Origin of the sequence: Pseudovibrio sp. Ad5, assembly GCF_001623095.1 — a bacterium.
In the GTDB taxonomy this organism is placed as follows: domain Bacteria; phylum Pseudomonadota; class Alphaproteobacteria; order Rhizobiales; family Stappiaceae; genus Pseudovibrio.
Genome location: NZ_LMCH01000035.1, coordinates 1 through 3,422 on the forward strand (window position 1 = coordinate 1; position 3,422 = coordinate 3,422).

Sequence of the window (3,422 nt, forward strand, 5' to 3'; positions counted from 1 at the left end):
GAAATCTCATTGGCGCGATTGTCGAGAATGGCGAACAGAGAGTTTCTCAAACTGCTACTACCTGTGCGCACCGCAATTCCTTGCTCTAACAGGAAGGCCCGGATCTGGTTGATGGTGGCGGTACGACGCGAGACCAATCGGGATCGAACTCGATGCAGGGCTTGCAGACCGAGCTGATCCTGGCTCTTTTCCTGCACGTAATTCAAATTGGGCCGCAGCACGGCCTCGGCCACAGCTTCAGCATCGTTGTAATCGTTCTTCTGGCCTTTGACGAAAGGCTTGGTGTATTTGGCGGCGATGATACGGGGATCGAACCCCAGTTTGCGCAATGTTCGGCTAACAAAATGCGCACTCATGCACGCTTCCATGCCCACAATACAACGCGGCAACTTCTCGAACGTAGCCACGAGGGACAAACGCCTGATCTTTTTCCGAAAAGCGTAGCTACCATCATCATTGAACCCAACGATGTGTAATGTATCTTTGCCAATGTCGATGCCGACGGAAAGAAGTTCTGTGGTCATGGGACTGCTCCGGTTTCATGAGAACAGGATCACTATAGAGCCTGCCCCTTAGGGGAGCAGGCGGTCCATCCCATTACCGGACCTTCACACAGATCAATCAATAGTTGAGGCAGCCTTCATACAAGCGTCTTCAGCTATCTTCATGAAGGGTTTGCAATTCTCTAAACAGCCATTCATGTAGCGTGCCGTTCTGCCTCTTTTCTCACTCCAGTCGGAGGATTTTGGGGCAAACCACTCCCTTATTCAATTCAATCGATCTATCCATAAGGCTTCGATAGGGAACTCTATGGAAGCTAATGAGAGCGTTTGAAAGCCGAATTTCACCCATCTTAGCTGCTGCTGATACTCTTTCAGATTAACACGAGAAAAAGCATTGACTTCTTTGAAGGCTGTCGCCAGTTTTCAATTCTCAAGAGTTTTTAGAAACTTGTTACCTGCCATTAACGAGCTAGTGTAACGTTCTCTATTGGAAGTGGGTGTCGCTTAACGTGAGGTTTAAAATAGCTTCTCCCTCTTGCCGGTGTATTCTAACGTTCTTGCTAACAGTTCATTGCAATGCCTTTCTCGCTCTCACCACTTTGCCGAGCTGTTGTGAACTCATGAAGCGCAGCAGTGACCAGAACTCCTGGATACGCTGTTTCCAGCGTGTCATGCTGATCGCTTGGCAGCCAAGGGAGTTTCCATCTGTCAATAGACGATGTCAATAAGACTATGAACACGGTTTAAGATCGATTGTGAGTTTTGTATGCCTCATGATCATGGCTTTGTGAAGTTTCACAAAGCCATGAAAGCAAAAGCTCAATGAAAGAGAATAGTCTTATGAAACAACGCTTCCTCACGACTTCCGTACTGACCTGCTTGATCCTGGGTTCACTGGTGCAGGCGAGCTTCGCGCAAGAAGCTTCCTCAAACGACTGTTCTGTTGCGGAGTTCACCATGGGCTTGCGTTTCCAGCAGCAATCAGCGGAAGTTCGGGCACTACAGAGACAAGCCTATAACATTGCTAGGCAGAAACTTGCAGCTGCAGTCAAAGCGGCAGATGATCCTTCGAAACTGGCTATTGTTTCTGATCTGGATGAGACTGTGATTGATAATAGTACCCTGTTGGCTCGTGATCTGAAGAACTGCCATACATATGATGTATGGGACACTTGGCTCCCATGGGAGCGCGATGGTAAGCCGACATTGATCCCTGGAGCAAAGGAGTTCTTAAATTACGCAGATGAACTGGGGGTTGCTATTCGCTATATTTCAGACCGCTCGGACAAACAGAAAGATCACACACTGGCCACATTGAATGAGCTGGGTTTACCACAGATCAGCCCCGAGACTGTTCTTCTGCTTGGACCACCCAAAGTGGAGCGACGTGAGATTGTCCGGAAGGATCACCAGATTGTTTTGATGCTGGGAGATACATTGCATGACTTCGACGGTGGTTTCCGCAAAACTCCTCTGGATCACCAGAAATCTCTTGTCGATGAGAGTGCCGCTAAATGGGGTACAGAGTGGATCGTTTTCCCTAACACCGCGTACGGCACATGGTCCGAAGCTCCTTTGACAACATGGAGCGATGAGACCATCATTGAAAAATGGTGACTAGATCCATTTATCTTTTTCAAATCGCTAGATTTTCCTGTGTTTGATTGGTCTTAATGCCCAACTAAAATGCGAACAAGTGGTGTCAGCGACCCATGTCTTTGTTGGTTTGCGAAAATATTCGAAGGTCTATGAGGTGAGCATGGCACCACTTGTACAGCCCTGCGCAGAAAGACAAGCTGGGAAGTTCGTTTACGGTGCAGGATTTTCTTTTATCGAAAAGGAGGATTGAAACATCACATGCGTTGTTCCCGGATTAGAAGCGCATATTAAAGCTGTATACCCGCAGTGTCTGATTGTTTTCTCAGAGCATGATGATGACTGCACTAAGTGATTACTCAAGCCCTTTAACGTATAAAGGTCAGGCAACACAGTACCACAAAGGCATTGGTAACCCGACCCTATCTCTTGAATTCTATACGTTTACACTTGAAACTTCAGAATGAGCTGAGTCGAAGGCTTCACGAAGGGAGCTTTCTTTGGAGCGATCAAGATTTGTTCGGATGATATGACCGCCCTGTTGACCAAGCTTTTCAATGACTTTGTCGGATACTTCCTTGCGGACCATCATAAACAAAGCCGCCTGCCCTGGTTTTAGTACAGAAGCGACGTCCTTCATGAACTTGTCGTTGATACCATAGTCACTGAGCGCCCCGCCAAGTGCTCCGGCTGACGCCCCGGCAACGACACCTAGAAGAGGGTTCAGGAAAATTAGACCAATCAGCAATCCCCAAAATGCGCCTCCAGCGGCTCCGGCAGTCCACATGTTGACCATCTGGTTTAGCTTTATTTTTCCATGTTCATTTGCTTTGGCGACAACTGCATCTGCAATTTCCACCATATACTCGTGTTGTAGTTCTAACAGTTCTTTGCGTGCTTTTTCTGCTTCTGCTTCATTATCGTAGCCAATGACGATCAATTCAGACATTTCTATCACCTTGTTTTAGTCTTTAAAACAAGCAAACAGGCTTGAACATCGATCATTGGGTTTGGTCGATCGCACAGGCCTGTGTTGTTTGCTGGCAAGCTATGGAGCAGATGAAGGTGCTGTGTCTGTTAGCTGGTTAACAGACTGCCGAATATTTTAGAATTATGTTGGGAGCTTTGGAAAAGCGTGTTTTTCTAACAGAACTGTATTGAAGAGTGTGCATCTGTTTATTCTGCGTAACTCGGAGTGTCCGTCGTCAAAGATAGTTGGACAAAATTGGCTTTCGATTAGTGGAGTGTCTGGCCCAATTGCGTGTTGATGTTAAGCGGCTTGTGCGTGGTAGCGCAAGCGTCGGTTTTGAATAGTTCTGCGTT

3 protein-coding genes are annotated in these 3,422 nt (G+C 47.1%); 1 reads left to right on the plus strand and 2 read right to left on the minus strand.

Features of this window, described 5'->3' with window-relative positions; translation table 11 throughout:
• The coding region (locus PsAD5_RS14260) for an IS110 family transposase (protein ID WP_153041392.1) at nt 1–524 on the minus strand (524 nt) is incomplete at its 3' end.
• Between the two features lie 819 nt (nt 525–1,343).
• Here PsAD5_RS14260 and PsAD5_RS14265 point away from each other — a divergent pair.
• Complete coding sequence (locus tag PsAD5_RS14265; RefSeq protein ID WP_063292611.1) at nt 1,344–2,120, plus strand: 5'-nucleotidase, lipoprotein e(P4) family; 777 nt, start codon at nt 1,344–1,346, stop codon at nt 2,118–2,120.
• 415 nt (nt 2,121–2,535) lie between these two features.
• Here PsAD5_RS14265 and PsAD5_RS14270 read toward each other — a convergent pair whose 3' ends face one another.
• Nucleotides 2,536–3,048, minus strand: a complete 513-nt coding sequence (locus PsAD5_RS14270) for a DUF1269 domain-containing protein (RefSeq protein ID WP_063292610.1) — start codon at nt 3,046–3,048, stop codon at nt 2,536–2,538.
• Nucleotides 3,049–3,422 lie beyond the last annotated feature (374 nt).

What these genes read in the sequence shown, in the direction of transcription:
- PsAD5_RS14270 (WP_063292610.1), bottom strand. Translation starts at nt 3,048, where the DNA reads ATGTCTGAATTGATCGTCATTGGCTACGATAATGAAGCAGAAGCAGAA.
- PsAD5_RS14265 (WP_063292611.1), top strand. Translation starts at nt 1,344, where the DNA reads ATGAAACAACGCTTCCTCACGACTTCCGTACTGACCTGCTTGATCCTG.